Raw genomic sequence first — 18381 nt, 5'->3', positions numbered from 1 at the left:
TACGCGGAGGCGCTATCTATTTCGAACCAAAAATAGCCACAACCAAAGAGATTGTTATGTTTTTTGAATGGCAAGGTAACCAACCCGTCACACTCCGTTGCATCGACAAATACTTCGAAACACACGACACCGTCAGCATCAAATTGGCTGAACTAACCGAGTCACTTCTGTTTCAGTTTAAGCCTGGCCAGTTTATTAACTTAGGCGTGGAAATTGATGGAAAAATGGAGTTTCGCGCCTATTCAATCAGCTCTATCAATGAAGACGATCACCTTCAACTCACCATCAAACGAGTATCTGGCGGTAAAGTATCGAACTACATCGTTGACTCGCTGCTGCTCGGTGATACCGTTCAAGCATTACCACCAGCAGGCGAATTTAACTGCATCGACTATCCACCCGTGTTACGTGATGGCGAAACAAAAGCCTTGCTTATCAGTGCAGGTTGCGGCGTCACGCCCGTATTTTCGATGGCAAAACACTGGCTGAGTAATCAAGATGAAAACGACAACGATGTGGACATCGCATTTCTTCATATCGCACGCAGCCCAGAAGAGACGATTTACTACGATCAGCTAGAAACGTTAGACGCCGTATATCCCAACTTCCATTTAAAGCTGTTGCTGAAAAACCGCGAAGGAACGTCACACCCACAAGGTCGTTTGAATGCCGACTGGATTAAAGAGCTTGTTCCTGATTTCAAGCAATGCACCGTTTACCTGTGTGGTCCAAGCCAGTTTATGCAAGATGTTCACGGCTATTTGAATGATCTTGGTTTTGACATGACGAACTTCTACCAAGAGAGTTTTACGCCAGCGACTGGCGCAGAAACATCGGTCTCCGATGAGACGGTTAACGTTTCTGTTCCTGATTTTGCTCAAAGCATCGATGCGCAAAAAGGTCAGGTACTGGCCGATGTGCTCGAAGGCGCAGGTTTACCATTAATCGTCGCTTGTCGAAGCGGGATTTGTGGCTCGTGTAAATGCAAGGTTCGTAAAGGCAACGTCTCTTCCACCAGCCTAGAAACATTGACGCCAGAAGAAATTGAACAAGGCTATGTGCTCGCCTGCTCATCAACCATCGAAGCGGATCTTGAAGTGCAGATCGGTTAATGCTGCTGGTATCGATCTTTTATTGTTTCCCGTCATTCCGACGAGCCTAGGCGAGGTCAGGAATCTAATATCAGCGTGTTAGGAAGAACTCACTCTGATAATAGACTCTGAATCACACTTGCGTCTCGCTATTCAGATTAACGGGGTATCGTGGAAATGCCAGCCGTACTCAAACGGCTGGTATTATAGATAGGTACAACTTTCGTTTCGTCGTCATTGCTTCTCGCTAAACAGCAACACTTTCAATGCTGCTTCGCTGTCTACGTCCATAAACTCTGGTGGGTTATCCAGACGCTCACGGAATGTCAACTCTGGCGCTTCTTCTTTCATGCTTTCAATCAAGAAGTCGCTTGTCACAGATGGTGAGTTCACACATGCCATCACTTGACCGCCTTCTGCCAACAAATCCGGCAATCGACGTAGAATCTTTTTGTAGTCTTTCGTAAGCGCAAAGCTGCCTTTCTGGAATGAAGGCGGATCGATAATGATCAAATCATACTGACCAGATTTTTTAATCTTACCCCACGATTTAAAGATATCGTGCCCCATAAAGCTTACCTGGTTGATGTTATGACCATTTAGCTTGTGGTTCTCACGACCTTTAGACAGCGATGCTTTCGCCATATCGACGTTAACCACTTTATCTGCGCCCCCCGCAATGGCAGCGACAGAAAAGCCACACGTGTAAGCAAACAAGTTAAGCACGTTTTTATGCTTCGCATTTTCGCGTACCCAATCACGACCGTAGCGCATGTCCAAAAACAGACCGAAGTTTTGGTTGCGGCCAATATCCAATTGGTATTTCAAACCGCTTTCTTCAACGACAGGGCGAGCGTCTAATTCACCGACAAGCACTTCTGAAGGCGCACCATCGGCATAACGGTGCTGAAGAACCATAGTACGACCTTGCTTGTCTGCCCACAGTGGTGATAGTGCCAACGCATTGAGGCCGCTTTTCAGCTCAGCGAGAAACGCGTCGTCGACTTCTTTAAACAAGTTGATGATCAACTGACCTTGTAACCAATCACAGGTAATTTGCTCTAAGCCCTCAAAACGACGGCCACGACCATGAAACAGTCGACGAATTTCGTTCGGAGCTTGCGCGAGCTCGGTTTCTAGATGCTGAAAAAACAGCGGAAGTTGTGATGCTTGCATCGAGTTCTCTTATTAGTTTTCTTTGTGACGGTTATTTGATCGTAGGCCAGTTCAGTTCCCAGGGGGAAAGCCAAGTATCCAAACCCTGAGAGACGATTTCACTGTGCCATTTGTTACCAAGCACTTTGTATTCTCGTGGATCGCAAACAAAGCGATATTGCTCATCTCGGTATTGGAAGCAAAGTGAAAATGCATGCAGATAACCGCGATCAGCCTCATTGCCTGCATTGTAAATCGGGTCGCCAACAATACCTGAGCCAACCGATTTTAATGCCACGCGGATTTGATGCGTTTTACCAGTGTGCGGCTTACATAAAAATAAACGCTCTCCGGGCTCTGCCGCAAGAGAGAAAAACTGGGTAACGGCTGGGTTATTTTTGCTGTTGACCAGCTTCCATGATGAACGGCGCGAACGCTCCATATCACCAACGACCAAACCTTGTTTCTTTTTCGGCTTTTTAGAGCCAATCGCTAGGTAGAACTTTTCTACTTGGCGGTCAGCGAAGGCTTGCGATAACGCACTGGCCGCTTTGGCGTTACGTCCGAGGAGCAGAATACCCGATGTCATTTTATCCAAGCGATGGATAAGATAGAGCTGCTGATCACCACTCTGCTTAGCCACTTCTTGCAGCAGCATTGTGTCGCCATCGTCTTTATGAACAGAGACGTTGGGATGCTTATTGATGATCAGAAAATCGGGATGGGTATGTAGAATATCGAACATAAAAAACTGGCTCCACGTTTGGAGCCAGCAGTATACATAAGTTACCGGACAAAGCTATCGAGGCTTGCCCTAAGGTCTTTGCTAAAGCTTCTTAGAGAAAATGCCAGCAAGACCAATGATTGCGATACCCAGCAGCATGATTTCACCTTTGCCACTGTCAAAGCCAGACTTAATCCCCATGAAGGCAACAATAGCAATCGCAACAGGAATCAGGTATTTAACTAGGTTGTACCACAATCCAAATAGCGGGAAGGATACTTCGCCGTCATTAGTGATCTCTTTTTCTAGCTCAGCACGGCTTAGGCGCCATCCAGCAAAGATACAAACCAACATACCACCAACCGCTAAGAAGATTTTGTCCGTTAGCAAGTCGAAGATATCAAAGGCACCGGTACCAAACAGCGTTGGTCCCATTCCACCTAACGATAGTGACGCAAAAATACATAATGCCGCCATAACTGCACTTGCAGACAGAACTGCGTTCGAGCGCTTCATGCCTTTCTCGTCAATTAGGTAAGACACGACAACTTCCAATAGTGATACTGAAGAAGTTAATGCCGCCACCGTCAAACCGATGAAAAATAGCAACGCGAATAGCAACCCAATCACTCCGCCCATTTCAGCAAATAGCTGAGGAACGACAACAAATACAAGACCAGGGCCTGCCGCAGGCTCCATGCCAAAGGCAAACATAGCTGGGAACATAGCAACACCAGCAAGAATCGCAACACCAGTATCCATCGCTGTAACCATACCGGTTGTTTGAACTAGGTTCTCTTTCTTCTTCAGGTAAGAACCGTACGTCATCATACAACCCATACCTAAGCTAAGTGAGAAGAACGCCTGTCCTAGTGCAGCAAGAACCACGTTGCTGTCGACTTTAGAAAAGTCCGGCATGAATAAGAACTCAAGGCCAGCCATTGCACCTGGCAGCATTAAGCCCTTAACAGAAACAACGATTAGGATTAAGAACAGAAGCGGCATCAGAACCTTACCGGCTTTCTCAATACCACCCGAAATCCCTTTCATCACGATCATGACGTTAAGGAACAGGTAAACACCCATCCACATTAAAGGTTGAATCGGATCTGAGATGAAACCGCCAAAGCTGTCGCCAATTGCTTCTGGCGCGCTGAGTAGACCACCGCCCACTTTAAAGATGTAGGCCAATGCCCAACCACCAACCACTGGGTAGAAGCCCATGATCAAAAGACCACTGAAGACTCCCATAACACCAGTGAACGTCCAGCGTCGGTCAGTTGTTTTGAATGCACCTACGGCAGAAAGACCTGTCTTACGACCAATAGCGAACTCTGTCAGCATCACGCTAAAGCCGATAAAAATTACAAAGATAAGATAGATAGCAACGAATGCACCGCCGCCACTCTCACCTGCTGTGTAAGGGAATTTCCATATATTGCCTAAACCGACAGCGGAACCCGCTGCTGCCATTACGAAGCCTAGTTTAGACCCCCACGTATCACGTGGTGCTGCTGTATTAGTTGTAGCCACGCTTTTTCTCCAAAATTAGTTTGTTGTGTATGCATAGAGATAGGCGTCTAAAAAGTTTATGTAAAAATTATTGTACACTTATAAAATAAGCGTTCGACGCACTATGTCTAGAAAGTAAAGCAGCTCCCCTTTAAAATTGGAACCCCAAAAAAGTACATTTATCGCACAAGTGTCGAGTTACGCAGGTTAAATGCTGCTTTTTTGTTCAAAAGTTAAAGAATGACCTTATTTTTCACATTAAAATAACAGAATCAGCTGTTATGAAATTCGTTCCTCATATAAGGTCAATCCCACGTCTAAATGGGAAATCTATTCCCCCAACCCACTTTTATGCTTAATATCCTAGAAGGGCATATTACTCTGAGCGTATATGGACAAGTTTTATCACTTTCTTACTTTAGCTGGCATCGGGCTATATTGGTTACTGGTCGCAGGTGTGACCATTCGTGTCGTTTTAAAGCGCCGTGCAGTGAGCGTGTCTTTAGCTTGGCTAATGATCATTTATATCCTTCCCGTTCTGGGTGTCGCATGTTATTTCCTCTTCGGTGAACTGAACTTAGGCAGAAAGCGAGCCGAACGTGCGAAAGAGATGTTTACACCATTCGAGAAGTGGTTCAGTCAGCTTAACGACTGTAACGCGCACAACCCAGAAACGATGGGAAGGCACATCTACCGAATTGATGAACTTTGTAACAACCGCCTTGGTCTTCCCGCATTGAGCGGTAATACATTGTCGCTGCAACAGTCACCTAATGAGATTTTGCATTCCATTATTGAAGACATCGAAAACGCGCAGAGCAGTATTCGAATGGTATTCTACATTTGGCATCCGGGTGGTTTGGCTGACTCTGTCGCTTCTGCGCTTATTCAAGCGGCTAAACGCGGCGTAGATGTCAAACTATTGCTCGATTCAGCAGGTAGTCCACGTTTTTTCAGAAGTCCTTGGTATCGAATGATGCAGGATGCTGGAATTGAAGTTATTCAAGCGCTAGAAGTGAAGATGTGGCGTATTTTCTTACGTCGTCTTGATCTTCGCCAACATCGCAAGATCATCGTAATTGATGATGAAATTGCTTATACCGGTTCAATGAACCTGGTTGACCCGGCTTACTTCAAGCAAAACAGTGGCGTCGGGCATTGGGTGGACATCATGGTTCGCATTACGGGACCAACGGTAAACGTATTGAGTGCCATCCACTGTTGGGATTGGGAAGTCGAAACTGGCGAACGTCATTTACCAAGACTACCTGAATGCAAGATCGATGAGAGTGAATTCCAACACCCTATTCAGGTTGTGCCTTCTGGCCCAGGTATGCCGGAATATCTGATCTATCAAGTATTAACATTGGCAATAAACCAAGCCAATCGCTCGGTACGAATCACAACACCATATTTCGTGCCCAATGCTGATTTACTCGAAACGTTAAAGATGACAGCACAACGAGGCATTGACGTTGAACTCATTATTCCACATAAAAATGACTCTATGATGGTGCAATGGGCGTCACGCGCTTTTTATAGTGAGCTCTTGAGTGCAGGGGTCAAGATTTATGAGTTTTATGGTGGTTTGCTGCATACAAAATCTGTCGTAATTGACGACCAATTCTGTTTAGTTGGCACCGTAAACATGGATATGCGCAGCTTGTGGCTGAACTTCGAAGTGACCCTCGCCGTTGATGACGAAGAGTTCACCAAGCAAATGTCTTGGTTACAAGATAGCTATATTAAGCAATCTCACACTGTTGTATTGGAAGAATGGGAGAAAAGGAGCCTATTTTCTCGGTTCTTAGAGCGAGTGTTCTATCTCTTCAACCCACTCCTCTAATACCTCAAATACACCGACTAAAAAACCTCCAGCGCTACATGCATCCTGCTGGAGGTTTGTTCTTTTAGCTCCCTATCTACACGATACCTCTCGACATCATTATTACCTGTTCATCTTGGCTGTTATTGACTGATAGTTGACTTTTCCCTTGCATAACCTACGTCGTCCATGTTTTAAATATTCAAAACCGCAATATTTAAGACAGGGAACTTTTATGTCAGAGGGAAAAAAAACCAAACTCATTACCGCTGGCCGCGATAAAAAGTGGACAAATGGTGTTGTAAACCCACCCGTTCAACGCGCTTCAACTGTGGTATTCAATACCGTTGCAGAAAAGAACCAAGCCACCATTAATCGTGCAAACAAAACGTTGTTTTATGGTCGCCGAGGCACCAACACGCACTTTGCTTTCCAAGACGCAATGGTTGAGATTGAAGGTGGAGCTGGTTGCGCGCTTTACCCTTGTGGAACGGCAGCAATTTCAAACGCCATCCTCTCTTTCGTTGAAACTGACGATCACATTCTAATGGTGGACACTTGTTACGAACCAACTCGTGACTTTTGTAACACCATCATGAAGAAAATGGGCATCGAAACCACCTATTATGACCCAATGATCGGTGAAGGTATCCGAGACTTGATTCAGCCGAATACCAAAGTCCTTTTCTTGGAGTCTCCTGGTTCAATAACCATGGAAGTCCAAGATGTACCTACATTAGCGCGCATTGCCCACGAGCAAGATATCATCGTGATGCTTGACAACACATGGGGAGCAGGCGTGAACTTCTCTCCTTTCGAGCATGGCGTAGACATTTCCATTCAAGCGGCAACTAAGTATATTGTTGGACATTCAGATGTCATGCTAGGTACTGCTGTGGCTTCTGAAAAGTATTGGGATCAGCTTCGTGAACAAAGCTACCTGATGGGTCAGTGCGTTTCTCCTGACGACGCATACCTAGGTCTTCGAGGTATTCGCACGTTGGATGTTCGCCTAAGACAGCACGCAGAAAGCAGTTTAAAAGTCGCTCAGTGGCTCGCTTCTCGCCCAGAAGTTGATCATGTCCGCCATCCAGCTTTAGAAACAAGCCCTGGCCATGAGTTTTTCAAACGAGACTTCACAGGTGGAAACGGCTTGTTTTCTTTTGTTCTCAAAACGTCTTATCCAAAAGCGACGACGGCTCTGCTTGATGGTATGAAACACTTCAGTATGGGTTACTCTTGGGGCGGTTATGAAAGCCTCATTCTAGCTAACGAACCTAAGAGTTTTAACAGCCTGAGAACCGTAGCTCACCCACACTTTGAAGGTACTTTGGTTCGTATTCATATTGGCTTAGAAGACGTAAATGACTTGATCGCTGATTTAGAGGCTGGTTTTGCGCGTTATAACGCCTTAATGCTTGAAAAAGAAGTCTCCCTATAACAATGATTGAATCGCCCTGCATTGCGGGGCGTTTTTATAAACCCCTGACTTAATTAGAATTAACTAACATTTACCCCGACCATCAATTAATGTTAATCATTTGTGTTGTTTTTCAATTGAGCAGTCACAGAATGAATTAATGTGCCACAAATAGGCTTTCCAAATTTAGGGTTTCTCTCCTACTTTTGATCATTCATAAGAGGTCATACCACAAGGAGATAGTTTTGAAACTCAAATTTATAGCGCTAATGCTTTTTACCTTAATTACCGTCCCAATAACCTCCGTATCCGCTGCAACAGGTTATACCCAAACCAAGTATCCGATTGTTCTGGTTCACGGTTTGTTTGGTTTTGATACCCTGGCAGGCGTTGATTACTTTTTCGGAATACCACATTCCTTAACAAAAGATGGCGCTACGGTTTATGTTGCACAGGTATCCGCGACCAATAGCAGCGAAGTTCGAGGGGAGCAACTGCTTGCTCAAGTAGAAACCTTACTTGCAGCAATAGGCGCAGAGAAAGTCAATCTCATTGGTCACAGTCATGGTGGTCCAACAACGCGCTATGTTGCCTCTGTCCGTCCTGACCTAGTCGCATCAGTTACGAGTATAGGAGGCGTTAATAAAGGGTCTAAAGTGGCAGATTTAGTTCGTGGCACCGTATCTGAGGGTTCGGGTAGTGAGCAGCTCGCGGTAAAACTGGCGCAAGGCTTAACTACTCTTATTAATCTTCTATCAGGTGGTTCTGATCTCGACCAAGACCCTTTAGCCTCACTAGCAGCATTAACCACGGAAGGATCATTAGCGTTTAACCAACACTACCCGGAGGGAGTCCCTACCAGTGAATGTGGTAATGGTGACTTGCTGGCTTCAAATGGCGTTTATTACTACTCATGGACCGGATCATCCACTTTTACAAACGTTTTCGATCCGACCGATGCTGCCATGATGGTACTTGGCTTAGCCTTTGATGGGCCAAATGATGGCTTAGTTGGTGCGTGCAGCACACATTTGGGCAAAGTCATACGTGATGATTATCAAATGAACCATTTGGATGAAATTAACGGCCTACTCGGTATTCATCATCTTTTTGAAACCGATCCAGTCACGCTTTATCGCCAACATGCAAATCGTCTCAAACTTCAAGGTTTATAAGAGGTCATCACAATGAAGAAAGTCGCTCTCACCACTTTTATCCTGCTCTCGATATTTGGCGTGGGAGCACTTTCTCTGTTGCAAAGCGACAAACAACAAGAGATAACCTCTAACCATTCGCTATCTCAGCAAGATATAGCCGCCGATGTCTCTTCCCCAAAAGATTTCTTCGAATATTCTCTTAGCCGGCTGGGCGAAGAAGATCTCGATACGATCAAAGCGGAAGTTAATGATGACACTTTAGCAAAGCAAACTCTGAATATTGATGCCAAACTTTTTCAAACCTACCTTTCCTACAAGCAAGCACTCTCTGCATTAGAGCCTTTTGAGCACAATCACCTAACGCTTGAACAGTTAACCATGCTGAATGAAGCAATACTGAACTTACAGCTTCAATACTTTAGCGAGGCGCAGATAACCCAATTGTTTGACGAAGAAAACCGACTTCGTCAACTTGCTTTAGAAAAGCTGACGATTAAAACACAGGCATCGGATATCGAGAGTCAAGCACACCTTCTCAATCAAGCGTTATCAGAACAACCGGATTACATACGAGAAAGTGAACGCAATAACGCATTAGCAGAGCAGCTCGAGCAAGCTTCTCAGCTTGATTCACAAGACAAATACATCGCCCGTGTTGCTCTGGTAGGAGATGCCGGAGCGCAGAGGCTGCAAAAGCTTGATGAGCAAAGAGCATCATTTGAGACTCAACTCGCCACTTACTTAAAGCAGCGTCAAAATATTCTGAATAGGGATTTTCTAGGGCAAGACGAAAAACAGGCAGAAATCATTTCTTTAAGAAAACAAAGCTTCGATGCCACTCAATGGCGTCGAATCGAAGCTTTGGAACGTATTCATGATAGCCAGAACTAACAACATTAGCTTAATCGCCAAACGTTACTTATTCTGCTTTTTAGGACATCCCACGATATGGTCATCCACCATGCCGACGGCTTGCATGAAAGCATAACAGATGGTTTCACCGACAAACTTGAAGCCTTTCTTTTTTAGAAATTTACTCATGGCTTTGGATTGCTCTGTCGAAGCTGGTACGTCACTCATATGTTGCCATTGATTGACGATTGGTTCACCGTCCACGAACTGCCACAACGCGTCTGATAAACTCCCGTATTCAGCAATTAACGCTTTGGCCGCTTTGGCATTACTGAATACCGAGTTAATCTTTCCGCGATGTCTCACAACATCGAAGTTTTCCACGATGTATTCAGCGCGTTCTTCATTTCTTTGTTCCAACGCATCTAGATCGTAATTCTCGAACGCTTCTCTGTAACCTTCGCGCTTTTTAAGGATGGTGATCCAACTAAGACCAGCTTGCGCACCTTCCAAAGTAATAAATTCAAACAGGACTTGGTCGTCATATACTGGCACGCCCCATTCGGAATCATGATATTCGCGCTCTAATGGGTGATTCATCGCCCACGCACACGTTTTTTGTTCTGTCATTATTCTTCCTTAAAAAGCGCCTCTAACTGATGAGCTAGAGGCGCAATACTTTTCATCGTTATATCAGTAGCACTAAGCCTGTTTCGGTACTGCCACTTTATGGAACAAACGATACAACACTGGCACGACAATCAGTGTCAGGACTGTCGCAAAACCCAAACCAAACATAATCGTAACCGCCATTGGTTTGAAGAAGATATCTGGCAACAGTGGGATCATACCAAGGATCGTCGTGATAGCAGCCATACAAACGGGACGGACGCGACTTACCGCAGCATCAACGACCGCGTCATAAGCCTCTTTACCGGACTTCATTTCAATTTCAATTTGGTCCAGTAATACGATGCCATTTTTGAGCACCATTCCCGATAAGCTTAAGAAGCCGAGCAATGCCATAAAACCAAACGGCGTGTTGAGCGCCAACAAACCGGTAGTGACACCAATTAACGCCAGCGGCACGGTAAGCCAAACAATGAGTGGCTCTTTGATAGAGTTAAATAGGAATACAGTGATCAAGAACATGAACAAGTACCCCATTGGCATGGTAGTAAACAGCGACTCTTGAGCATCACCAGAAGATTCGTATTCACCACCCCACTCTAGTGAATAGCCAGGAGGCATTTGAATCGCTTCGATTTGGGGCTGTAAACGTTTTTGCAACGTCGATGCGGTTTCTTCACCTAGAATATCAGGGTCTGCCATCACAGTGAGCATACGCTTACGGTTCTTACGTACGATGATAGGATCCTCCCAACGCATGTCGTAACCCATTGTGACTTGTTGAAGTGGGATAAACTCACTCTGTGCTGGACTCCATATTTTCATGCCTTCGATGTTACGAATATCAATGCGCTCATCTTCTGGTAAACGAGCCACGATAGGCATGAGCGTCGTGCCGTCTCGGTAAAGGCCTATCGTCATTCCAGAGAATGACATGGACAAGAAGTCATCGACATCTGATTTTGTAATGCCATAGCGACGTGCCTGACTCTCGTTAAACTGCGGTTCAAGAACTTGGGTTCGTTCACGCCAATCATGCCTGATATTTGTTGCCTGAGGATCGGCGTACATGATGTCCTTGACCTGAGCGGCTATCGTACGAAGGACGGTTGGATCTGAACCAATAATGCGCGCTTCAATTTTTGCACCACCACCAGGGCCTAACTCAATCTGTTTGAGCTTGTAATTGATTTCTGGATAGTTGGCTTTTAAATACTCTCGAAACTTCGCCATTAATGGTTTCAACGCTTCGTAATTTTCCATACGAGTGGTTATCTCACCATAAGCCGCATAACTTTTCTCTGGCGCGTACGTTAACATGAAGCGCTGTAAACCTTTACCCGCGGTCGTCGTGATATGGTCAACATGCTCTTGCTTAGCTAACCAACTTTCTAACTCTTTAAGCGTTGTGTTGGTTGCTCGAATATCAGTTCCTTCTGGCATCCATACATCTAACTGAAAAATCGGCGTTGTCGAAGATGGGAAAAACGCTTGCTTCACAAAGGTGAACCCGTAAACACTTGCCGCTAATCCCGCAATCAGCACCACAACGGTAAACCAAGCACGACGCATACAAAACTGAAGAAACTTTTTATAAATAACGAAAATAACCCCGTTATATGGATCATTTTCTTCCCCTTCACCTTGTTTAATCTTCTGGCCTTTAAAGAAGATGTCAGCAAAGAATGGTGTCAACGAGATAGCGGTAAACCAGCTCAACATTAAAGAGATCAGCAGAACCGTAAATAAAGTGCCACAGTATTCGCCCGTCGAGTCTTCAGACAGTCCAATTGGCGCAAATGCAGTTACCGCAATCACAGTTGCCCCAAGTAATGGCCACTTTGTTTGGGTAACAATGTCGGTCGCTGCTTGGAGTCGAGTTCGCCCTTTTTGAGTACCAATCAAAATCCCCTCAACCACAACGATGGCATTGTCCACCAGCATACCTAACGCGATAACCAAGGCACCTAATGAAATCCGCTGTAAATCTATCGCGAGATACTTCATGAAAATGAACGTACCCAACACCGTCAGCAGCAAGATTAAACCGATAAGTAGCCCAGAACGTAGCCCCATAAAGAACAGAAGTACGATAATGACGATACCGACAGCTTGAGCCAAGCTCACAACAAAACCGCTAACCGATTTATCCACTTCTTTCGGCTGACTATAGATTTCCGAAATTTCGATACCGACAGGTTGTTGGTACTTTAGCTCTGCAAGGCGATGATCAAACGCTTTTCCGACTTCAACGACGTTGACGCCTTCAGCAAAAGAAACACCCACGTTTAGTGCGAGGCTGCCGTTAAAATTAATAATATTATTCGGGACTTCTACGTAACCACGTTTTATTTCCGCCACATCTTTCAAGAAGATGAGCCCCTGAGCACCCGACTCAGTAATCAACAAATCGCCTAGCTCATCCACACTCTGGAACTCGCCAGTCGGCTGAATTCTGATGTACTCGTCACCAATTCTGATCGCTCCTGCGTCAGAAACTACGTTTTGCGTCGAAAGAAGATTAAACACGGTATCCGGAGCAAGACCTATACTGCTCAATTTTTTCATCGATACTTCGATGAACACTTGCTCTTGCTGTTGCCCAGATACCGAAACTTTACTCACGCCATCAACCAGTTCGAGCTCTCGGCGTAAGTAATCGACGTAATCCAGTAGCTCTTTATAGCTATAACCGTCGCCAGTCACCGCTAACAAAATCCCGTAAACATCACCAAAATCATCGATCACTTGAGGTTCATTCACACCTGGAGGCAACGTCCCTTTAAGGTCGTTCACTTTACGGCGCAACTCATCCCAAATTTGTGGTAGATCATCAGGGCCATAATTGTTCTTCATCGTGACCGTGATTTGAGATAAGCCTCGGCTAGAAATCGAATTTACTTCATCAACATAAGTAAGCTGCTGAATCGCTTTTTCGATTGGATACGTCACTTCTTCTTCGACTTGTTGCGGTGTAGCACCAGGGTAAGAGGTCACTACCATCGCATCTTTAATAGTAAAAGCAGGGTCCTCAAGACGCCCTAAACCAAAGAATGCGGCGATACCACCAATCAAAAATATCAGTGCAACCATCCAACTGATGACGCGATTTCGGATGAAGTACGCAGCAATACCGGTCACATCATCATCACTTTGAGGCACTGATTTATTAAGATCGCTCATAGACCGGCCTCCTGCGTAGCCATTTCCTGTATCACTTCCACTTTCATGCCATCCCTTAATCGAGAAACACCGGCAATCACAACTTTGTCTTTGAGCATGAGACCATCAAGGATTTGAATGGACGTTTTAGATGCCTTACCTGCTCGCACCTGTTTGCGCGATACCGTATTGTCGTCATTCAGTACCCAAACAAATTTGTTTTCGCGCCCCAGCTCGTCACCGTCCGCATTAAAAATGGCTTCGATAGGGACATTAATTCCTAGGTTGAGATCAAGCCCAACATTCTCGTCTTTAGACGTTACCTCAACAGCCATACCATCTAGGATGTACTCTTCTTCCGGCATAGGAAGCGACAGTGTGACAGTAAACGTACCTGTTGTTGGATCGGGTTCGGTCGTAAATTCTTTTACCGTCGCGTTATATTCGTTACCGCTGGGCACGCGCACCAATGCTTTGATCGCTGTGAGTCTTTCTTCCGTTGGCGGTTGGTTCACATAGAGGCGGTCTGGAAGCTGAATCAACACTTCGACTCGCTCCAAGCTGTGAATATTAACGATATGCTGTCCGACTTGAACATTTTCGAATTGGTCGATATTAACTCGCGAAATAATCCCATCCACGGGCGCTTTTAAGGCAGTAAATGATAGACGAAGTTTGGCTAACTGAAGCTCAGCTAAGGCGATTTGTCGTTGTGCTGCAATTTCATCAAACTGAGACTTAGCTAATAGGCCTTTATCAACCAAAGGGCGTGAGCGGCGATACTGACTGTCGACAACAGAAAAACGCGCACTCGCATTATCTACATCCAACTCATAGTCAGTGGGATCTAGCGTTGCAATAACATCACCCTTCGTGACTTTGTCGCCCTCTTTTACCATGATGCGGCTGACTTCTCCTGCCACTCTGAAGCTCAAATGAGAGCGATCCGCTGCATTCGCAACCGCAGGGAAGTACAAGTTGTCGTCCACCTTGTTTCCCGCTAATGACGTAACTCTAACTCGTGGCGTTTCGAGCTCTTTTTCTGGCGCCTTATCCCCACAGCCAACGAGAAAAAGCGTTGAAAGTAAAGTCGCTAGAGAGATGATTCCTTTCATATTACAACCCTCTTTCCTTAATCCACGCTCTTACCTTAATTCCGGGTTCAATTACACTGACACCCGAGATAATGATTTGGTCGCCATCGTTAAGCCCGGCTAACACTTGATTTTTGTCATTCATCTCAATTGCGGCTTTGGACACAATGCCTTGCTCATCGACACGCCAAACGTATGTTTTGCCGTTCTCTTCTAGCAACGCGGAGTTAGGAATCTTTGTCGCTCCTGCACTTTTGGACAGGAGGTAAGCATTGCCAGACATTCCCGGCAAAAGGCCTATTTCTGCTGGTCGCTCCATGACCATCGTAACTTTGTAACTGCCCGTTTTAGGGTCGGCTTCAGTATCGATTTCCTGAAAGGTTAAGTCAAAGGCTTGCTCGGGGAACGCATCAAATATCATTCTGGCAGAGACATCGCTCCCCTGCGTGTAACGATTTAGAAGATAGTCTGGGATTTGGAATATCACTTTGAGGAGTTGGTTGGACTGAATATTCATCACCCCTTCTTTCGCGGCAACATATTCATGGTTTTCTGCTGGAATGTACGAAATGGTGCCATCATATGGCGCGACAAGTTTGGTATATCTTAAGTTTGCCTTTGCTTGATTCCATTGAGCTTTTGCCGAGTTGTGGTTCGCTTTTGCCTCATCAAAATCTTGCTCAGATACTACTTGGTCTTTACGTAGCTTTTGGTATCGCTTGTATTGCACATCTGCGAGCAAAAAATTTGCCCGAGCTTGCTGTTCGAGCAGAGAATATTCATCTGGGTTTAATGACGCCAAAACATCACCTTTACTGACGACTTGACCTTCATTCACTTCTATCGTTTGAAGAAGCCCTGGAACTCGAAATGTCAGTACTGCTCTATCGCCAGCTTCCGTCGTGGCAGGAAAATGTCGCTCAAACTGGGCATTGCCAACAGATACTGTAAATAGCTTCGCAGGACGCGATTCAGGTTCAGGAACAGGAGGAAGTTCTTTGCCGCACCCCGACAAGACAGCCGAGATGGCAATAGGAATGAGCAATTTTCTCATTACATTCATCCATAAAAATTGGGGGATTATTTTTAAAGTAGATGAATTTTGAACGAACTTCCAGAGTAGAAAAGATTAATAGTGCTTTAAAATTAGTAATTTGTGATAAAAAAGCAGGCTTTATGCCTGCTTCAGTTAAATCTTCTTTGGATACAAAATGCCTAGAGCTTACTGAATTCTCTGTTCACCCTATATGTATCAGACGTAACATAAGCTTCCATGTTACGAATTTTGCCATCAAGACGGTCAAAATCCCTTTCCAACACACTGAGCAGTTGATCAGGGCTTTGCCCTTTCTGCCAAGGCTTACTTTTGAGCGTATGCTCTTGCTGCGCTCTGATATTTTCAGAATACGTTACTGGTTGCTTTTCTAACATAAACGCCATCGCGACGTACGCTAACAATACCAAAAACGTACCACCTAGCAGCGCTGCAGAAATCACTACAATACGAATCAACCAAACTTCTGCACCAAAGTAGTTGGCAATACCGGCGCAAACACCGGAGATTTTGCCGTTTACTGGATCACGATACAGTTCTCGATTATTCATACTTGCGTCTCCATGTTGGTGACTCAGCATCCAAGATGCGCTCCAATGTATCAACTCGGGACTGCATCGCTTCCGCTTTTTCAGATAGTACCTGAAGGCGCTCTAAGTCTTGGCTCGACAGTGCACTATCTGTTTTGCGTTTGCTGCGATAGTGTAAGAAGAGCCATAGTGGAGCGACAAAGATTAAAAAGACAATCACTGGTCCTGCTATAAAAAATGCCGACATAAATGGCTCCTTTCTTATTTATCTTTCGATGACATCTGTTCTTTCAGTTTTGCCAACTCTTTTTCAATTTCGTCTTGTGCCTGCAACTCTGCAAACTCTTGTTCTAGCGACTTAGCATTACCAGTTTGAGCATATAGGTCTGCTTCCGCTTCCATTTCATCCACTTTACGTGAGTACTGCTCAAATTTCGCCATCGCTTCATTAGTACGGCTAGTGTGCAGGTGTTTTTGCACATCACGACGGTTAGATGCAGTTTGGTTACGAATTGCTAGTGCTTGCTGTTTTGCGCGCGTTTCAGCAATTTTGCTTTCCAACTTACCAATCTCGCCAGTAAGCTTATCGATCGTTTCTTCCACTAAGGTTTGCTCAGTGTGGAGGCCTTTAATTACTTGCTCTAGCTTTTGCTTTTCAATTAATGCTGCACGAGCTAGATCTTCGCGCTCTTTAACTAATGCTAAGCTCGCTTTTTGACCCCATTCGCCAATTTGCTCTTCTAACGTTTCAACCTTACGAGCCAACTCTTTCTTGTCTGCAATCGCTTTAGCCGAGTTAGTACGCACTTCAACAAGTGTGTCTTCCATTTCTTGAATGATAAGACGGATCATTTTTTCAGGATCTTCCGCCTTGTCCAGTAATGCACTGATGTTTGAGTTAACGATATCTGCAAATCGAGAAAAAATACCCATAACGGAACTCCTCTTTTTTCCTATTAAAACTCGACAAGGTGGTGATTAACCTTGTGTCTCCCTGAATATATAACAAGTAACGTGCCAACTTATAATTTTCTTTTAAATCAGAGCGTTATTCATTTTGTTGTCGTTACACACTATTGTGCTATGATGTTTTTCACCAACTGTTGGTGAAATTTACCAACTCTATCTCTAAATCATGGCTCGGCTGTTAAATAAGAAGGACTTTATGAAGCAAAACCTGATTGGTGAATCACCTGCTTTTCTCGCTGTACTAGATAAAGTATCACAACTTGCACCCATTGAGCGCCCTGTCCTCATCATTGGTGAACGAGGTACGGGTAAAGAACTCATCGCTCAGCGTTTGCATTATTTATCAAGACGTTGGGATAAACCACTACTATCACTCAACTGTGCGACATTAAGCGAAGGGCTAATAGATTCCGAATTGTTTGGACATGAATCCGGCTCCTTCACGGGCTCTAAAGGTAAGCATAAAGGGCGTTTCGAGCGTGCCGAGGGCGGTACTTTGTTTCTTGACGAACTGGCAACCGCACCACTTTTAGTTCAAGAAAAGCTATTACGTGTCATTGAATATGGTGAATATGAGCGAGTTGGCGGTCATACCGCTCTCAATGCGGATGTTCGACTTGTTTGTGCAACCAATGCCGACCTACCAAAATTGGCAGAGCAAGGTGATTTTCGTGCAGATCTGCTCGACAGGCTAGCCTTCGATGTCATTATGTTACCGCCTCTTCGCGAGCGCAAAGAAGACATTCTCTCTTTAGCAGAGCACTACGCGATGAAAATGTGTCGTGAACTGCAACTGGAATACTTTGTCGGTTTTACCCCAAAAGCGCAGCAGTCGCTTATTGAATATGAATGGCCCGGTAACGTCCGCGAACTAAAAAACGTGATTGAACGTGCGATTTACCAACATGGTCTGAATGCTCACCCAATTGATGAACTGGTTTTCAATCCTTTTGAAACGGTTTGGCACAGCGCGCTTGGCCATAGTGCAAAACAAGCAGAGCAACAAGAAGAGGAAGCATCAAGCAACACCATCCAATTCCCTCTAGACTATAAACAATGGCAAGAGGAACAAGATATCCATTTACTCAATCGTGCATTGGAAGAAGCCAAGTTTAATCAACGACAAGCAGCCGAGCTACTTGGCTTGAGCTATCACCAATTACGAGGGATGGTTAGAAAATATGGTTTGGTCGGACAAAGCTAACT

16 protein-coding genes are annotated in these 18381 nt (G+C 44.9%); 6 read left to right on the top strand and 10 right to left on the bottom strand.

The annotated features are described in order from the left end of the window. The first annotated feature begins 56 nt into the window (after positions 1 to 56). On the top strand, positions 57 to 1112 hold the full coding sequence (locus R7Z50_RS04785; RefSeq protein WP_182016154.1) for a hybrid-cluster NAD(P)-dependent oxidoreductase: 1056 nt from the start codon (positions 57 to 59) through the stop codon (positions 1110 to 1112). Positions 1113 to 1325: 213 nt separating this feature from the next. Here R7Z50_RS04785 and R7Z50_RS04780 read toward each other — a convergent pair whose 3' ends face one another. The 3 genes from R7Z50_RS04780 to R7Z50_RS04770 all read right to left on the bottom strand — a co-directional run bounded on the left by R7Z50_RS04780 (position 1326) and on the right by R7Z50_RS04770 (position 4443). Beyond that, positions 1326 to 2267 (bottom strand): class I SAM-dependent methyltransferase, encoded by a 942-nt coding sequence (locus tag R7Z50_RS04780; protein WP_054574036.1) that lies wholly within the window; start codon positions 2265 to 2267, stop codon positions 1326 to 1328. Positions 2268 to 2298: 31 nt separating this feature from the next. Continuing rightward, entirely contained in the window at positions 2299 to 2991 is a 693-nt protein-coding gene (locus R7Z50_RS04775; protein WP_104975233.1) for a TIGR01621 family pseudouridine synthase, read from the bottom strand. A gap of 81 nt (positions 2992 to 3072) precedes the next feature. Next, the gene (locus tag R7Z50_RS04770; RefSeq protein ID WP_042522154.1) at positions 3073 to 4443 is read right to left on the bottom strand and encodes a sodium-dependent transporter; all 1371 of its coding nucleotides are present in this window, start codon (positions 4441 to 4443) and stop codon (positions 3073 to 3075) included. Between the two features lie 430 nt (positions 4444 to 4873). Here R7Z50_RS04770 and cls point away from each other — a divergent pair, with 430 nt between their 5' ends. From cls to R7Z50_RS04750, 4 genes are all read left to right on the top strand, one after another. Further along, the gene (cls, locus tag R7Z50_RS04765; protein ID WP_005378105.1) at positions 4874 to 6328 is read left to right on the top strand and encodes a cardiolipin synthase; all 1455 of its coding nucleotides are present in this window, start codon (positions 4874 to 4876) and stop codon (positions 6326 to 6328) included. Positions 6329 to 6542: 214 nt separating this feature from the next. Then, on the top strand, positions 6543 to 7748 hold the full coding sequence (locus tag R7Z50_RS04760; protein WP_318148919.1) for a cystathionine beta-lyase: 1206 nt from the start codon (positions 6543 to 6545) through the stop codon (positions 7746 to 7748). Positions 7749 to 7996: 248 nt separating this feature from the next. Continuing rightward, complete coding sequence (locus R7Z50_RS04755; protein WP_031781060.1) at positions 7997 to 8902, top strand: esterase/lipase family protein; 906 nt, start codon at positions 7997 to 7999, stop codon at positions 8900 to 8902. A 12-nt stretch (positions 8903 to 8914) separates the two neighbouring features. Further along, positions 8915 to 9775: a lipase secretion chaperone gene (locus R7Z50_RS04750; protein ID WP_206969790.1), complete on the top strand. Its 861-nt coding sequence runs from the start codon at positions 8915 to 8917 to the stop codon at positions 9773 to 9775. Between the two features lie 24 nt (positions 9776 to 9799). On the opposite strand, the gene R7Z50_RS04745 is transcribed toward R7Z50_RS04750, so the two are convergent. The 7 genes from R7Z50_RS04745 to pspA form a co-directional block, all read right to left on the bottom strand. Then, on the bottom strand, positions 9800 to 10366 hold the full coding sequence (locus tag R7Z50_RS04745; RefSeq protein WP_005378109.1) for a DNA-3-methyladenine glycosylase I: 567 nt from the start codon (positions 10364 to 10366) through the stop codon (positions 9800 to 9802). 72 nt (positions 10367 to 10438) lie between these two features. Next, positions 10439 to 13549, bottom strand: coding sequence for an efflux RND transporter permease subunit VmeI (gene vmeI, locus R7Z50_RS04740; RefSeq protein ID WP_085569587.1), 3111 nt, complete (start codon positions 13547 to 13549; stop codon positions 10439 to 10441). Next, positions 13546 to 14643, bottom strand: a complete 1098-nt coding sequence (locus R7Z50_RS04735) for an efflux RND transporter periplasmic adaptor subunit (RefSeq protein ID WP_005378112.1) — start codon at positions 14641 to 14643, stop codon at positions 13546 to 13548. Before R7Z50_RS04735 ends, vmeI begins: the two co-directional genes overlap by 4 nt. 1 nt (position 14644) lies before the next feature. After that, complete coding sequence (locus R7Z50_RS04730; protein ID WP_053307438.1) at positions 14645 to 15676, bottom strand: efflux RND transporter periplasmic adaptor subunit; 1032 nt, start codon at positions 15674 to 15676, stop codon at positions 14645 to 14647. 161 nt (positions 15677 to 15837) lie between these two features. After that, positions 15838 to 16227 carry an envelope stress response membrane protein PspC gene (pspC, locus tag R7Z50_RS04725; protein WP_017634673.1) on the bottom strand — a complete coding sequence of 130 codons (390 nt, stop codon included), beginning with the start codon at positions 16225 to 16227 and terminating at the stop codon, positions 15838 to 15840. Further along, positions 16220 to 16453, bottom strand: a complete 234-nt coding sequence (pspB, locus tag R7Z50_RS04720; RefSeq protein ID WP_005378117.1) for an envelope stress response membrane protein PspB — start codon at positions 16451 to 16453, stop codon at positions 16220 to 16222. Before pspB ends, pspC begins: the two co-directional genes overlap by 8 nt. Before the next feature lie 14 nt (positions 16454 to 16467). Further along, on the bottom strand, positions 16468 to 17139 hold the full coding sequence (gene pspA, locus R7Z50_RS04715) for a phage shock protein PspA (protein ID WP_005378119.1): 672 nt from the start codon (positions 17137 to 17139) through the stop codon (positions 16468 to 16470). Between the two features lie 232 nt (positions 17140 to 17371). On the opposite strand from pspA, the gene pspF reads away from it, so the two are divergent. After that, positions 17372 to 18379 (top strand): phage shock protein operon transcriptional activator, encoded by a 1008-nt coding sequence (gene pspF, locus R7Z50_RS04710; RefSeq protein ID WP_017820869.1) that lies wholly within the window; start codon positions 17372 to 17374, stop codon positions 18377 to 18379. The last annotated feature ends 2 nt before the right edge of the window (positions 18380 to 18381 follow it).

The organism is Vibrio sp. 1249-1 (genome assembly GCF_033340495.1).
Note: the sequence above shows the minus strand (reverse complement) of the source record. Positions and strands in the feature narration are given on the sequence as shown.

Bases quoted from the DNA above. Each gene is read 5' to 3' on its own strand.
- R7Z50_RS04775 (WP_104975233.1), bottom strand. From the start codon at position 2,991: ATGTTCGATATTCTACATACCCATCCCGATTTTCTGATCATCAATAAG.
- cls (WP_005378105.1), top strand. From the start codon at position 4,874: ATGGACAAGTTTTATCACTTTCTTACTTTAGCTGGCATCGGGCTATAT.
- vmeI (WP_085569587.1), bottom strand. From the start codon at position 13,549: ATGAGCGATCTTAATAAATCAGTGCCTCAAAGTGATGATGATGTGACC.
- R7Z50_RS04730 (WP_053307438.1), bottom strand. From the start codon at position 15,676: ATGAGAAAATTGCTCATTCCTATTGCCATCTCGGCTGTCTTGTCGGGG.
- pspC (WP_017634673.1), bottom strand. From the start codon at position 16,227: ATGAATAATCGAGAACTGTATCGTGATCCAGTAAACGGCAAAATCTCC.
- R7Z50_RS04750 (WP_206969790.1), top strand. From the start codon at position 8,915: ATGAAGAAAGTCGCTCTCACCACTTTTATCCTGCTCTCGATATTTGGC.
- R7Z50_RS04760 (WP_318148919.1), top strand. From the start codon at position 6,543: ATGTCAGAGGGAAAAAAAACCAAACTCATTACCGCTGGCCGCGATAAA.
- R7Z50_RS04745 (WP_005378109.1), bottom strand. From the start codon at position 10,366: ATGACAGAACAAAAAACGTGTGCGTGGGCGATGAATCACCCATTAGAG.
- R7Z50_RS04755 (WP_031781060.1), top strand. From the start codon at position 7,997: ATGCTTTTTACCTTAATTACCGTCCCAATAACCTCCGTATCCGCTGCA.
- pspA (WP_005378119.1), bottom strand. From the start codon at position 17,139: ATGGGTATTTTTTCTCGATTTGCAGATATCGTTAACTCAAACATCAGT.
- R7Z50_RS04785 (WP_182016154.1), top strand. From the start codon at position 57: ATGTTTTTTGAATGGCAAGGTAACCAACCCGTCACACTCCGTTGCATC.
- pspB (WP_005378117.1), bottom strand. From the start codon at position 16,453: ATGTCGGCATTTTTTATAGCAGGACCAGTGATTGTCTTTTTAATCTTT.
- R7Z50_RS04735 (WP_005378112.1), bottom strand. From the start codon at position 14,643: ATGAAAGGAATCATCTCTCTAGCGACTTTACTTTCAACGCTTTTTCTC.
- R7Z50_RS04770 (WP_042522154.1), bottom strand. From the start codon at position 4,443: ATGGCAGCAGCGGGTTCCGCTGTCGGTTTAGGCAATATATGGAAATTC.
- pspF (WP_017820869.1), top strand. From the start codon at position 17,372: ATGAAGCAAAACCTGATTGGTGAATCACCTGCTTTTCTCGCTGTACTA.
- R7Z50_RS04780 (WP_054574036.1), bottom strand. From the start codon at position 2,267: ATGCAAGCATCACAACTTCCGCTGTTTTTTCAGCATCTAGAAACCGAG.